A 1732-nucleotide genomic window follows, 5' to 3' on the forward strand; every position below is an offset into this window, starting at 1 on the left:
CACCACAACTTCAAACCTTTCTGCGGCATTTAGCTCTATGGGCTATCGTGTGCTGCAGGTGGGGTGTGATCCAAAGGCAGATTCTACAAAAAATCTGGCAGGGTATCAGATCCCTTCCGTATTGGATCAGCTGAGAAGCAACGCAGATGAAGTAGAAAGGGAAGATATCGTTTTCCCTGGCTATGATAAGACCTTCTGCGTAGAGGCAGGGGGCCCTACGCCTGGCATTGGCTGTGCGGGCAGAGGCATCATCACAGCCTTTGAAAAAATGGAAGAGCTGGGGGTTTATGAAACCTACGAGCCGGATATCGTATTTTATGATGTATTGGGCGACGTTGTTTGCGGCGGCTTTGCCATGCCCATTCGCGGCGGCTACGCAGATTATGTGTTTATCGTGACTTCCGGGGAAATGATGTCCCTTTACGCAGCCACTAACATCGCCTCTGCCATCAAAAACTTTGGCAACCGCAACTATGCAAAACTGGGCGGTATTATTTTGAATGAAAAGAATGTTGAAAATGAACGGGAGCTTACAGAAAAAATGGCACAGGAAATTGGCAGTGAGATCATCGCATCTGTTCCCAGAAGTGGAATGGTGCAGAAGGCGGAAGCACTGACAAAAACTGTGGTGGAAGCCTTCCCCGATTCTGATATGGCAGAATGCTACAGAGACCTGGCAAGAAAGATTCTGGAGGTGTGTGAGAAAGATGCATAAGAGCTGTTTTGAAAAGGCACTGCAGTACACTTCTCCTGCTCATGGCAGCTGGGGGATGGTGCGCATCGGCATGTCCGTGCCGGAAAGCTTTCAGATCTTTTTTGCGCCGGCAGCCTGCGGTCGTCATGGTGCCATCAGTGCAGTAATGCACGGATACCGTGACAGACTGGCTTATTATTTTCTGGAGGAAAAAGATATCATATCCGGTGGCTATGAAGCACAGATCTTCGATGCCGTGGAAATGGTGCTGAAAAGAGTGAAGAAAAAACCAAAAGCAATGCTTTTGTTCGTAACATGTATTGACGATCTGCTGGGTACAGACCTTGAGGCGTTGACGCTGGATCTGAACAACAGATTTGAAGGGGTGGATTTTACCTTCTGTCATATGGACCCTATCAGAAATGACAGCAAACTGCCTCCTGCCCAGAATATCCATCAGCAGATGTATCGTCTGCTGAAAAAGAAAGAAATGCAGAAAAACAGTGTCAACTGCATCGGCAATCTGATGCCTGTCAATGCAGATTGTGAATTGTACGCTGTTTTGAAGCATATGGGCATCGACAAGGTAAATCATATTCTGCAAAGTGAAAATTATGAAGGCTTTCAGGAAATGGCAGCGGCTCGCTGCAATCTGATGATTGCGCCCACCGGCGCAGCGGCTGTGAAGCAAATGAAACAGGATCTGAAGATCCCCTTTGCCGATCTTTGTGTAAGCTATGATCTGGATATTATTAAAAAGCAGTATGAAACACTGCAGCAGATGTTTGAGGAGGATATTTCTGCAGAAGATGCAGAAACCATCGCTTTTATCCTTTCTTCTGCCCGCAAAGAAGCGGAAGAAGAAATCAGAAAAACAAAAGAACTGTTGGGAAATATCCCCATCTATATCGATATGTCTGCAGTGATACGTCCCTATGAGCTGGCAAGGTTCCTACATAGACAGGGCTTTGCCATCGAGGGTATCTTTGCAGAGAAACCTGCAGATGCACAGGAAGAAGCATTGAACCAGCTTCTGGA

General features: G+C 46.8%; 2 protein-coding genes. Both read left to right on the plus strand.

Annotated features, from left to right (window positions below; translation table 11 throughout):
* Positions 1 to 715 (plus strand): nitrogenase iron protein NifH (locus tag IJ369_RS09605; RefSeq protein ID WP_290718506.1); only part of this gene is annotated, 715 nt, incomplete at its 5' end.
* A partial coding sequence (locus IJ369_RS09610; protein WP_290718508.1) for a nitrogenase component 1 occupies positions 708 to 1732 on the plus strand: 1025 nt, incomplete at its 3' end. The genes IJ369_RS09605 and IJ369_RS09610, both read left to right, overlap by 8 nt.

Source organism: Anaerotignum sp. (assembly GCF_017483025.1).
In the GTDB taxonomy this organism is placed as follows: domain Bacteria; phylum Bacillota; class Clostridia; order Lachnospirales; family Anaerotignaceae; genus Anaerotignum_A.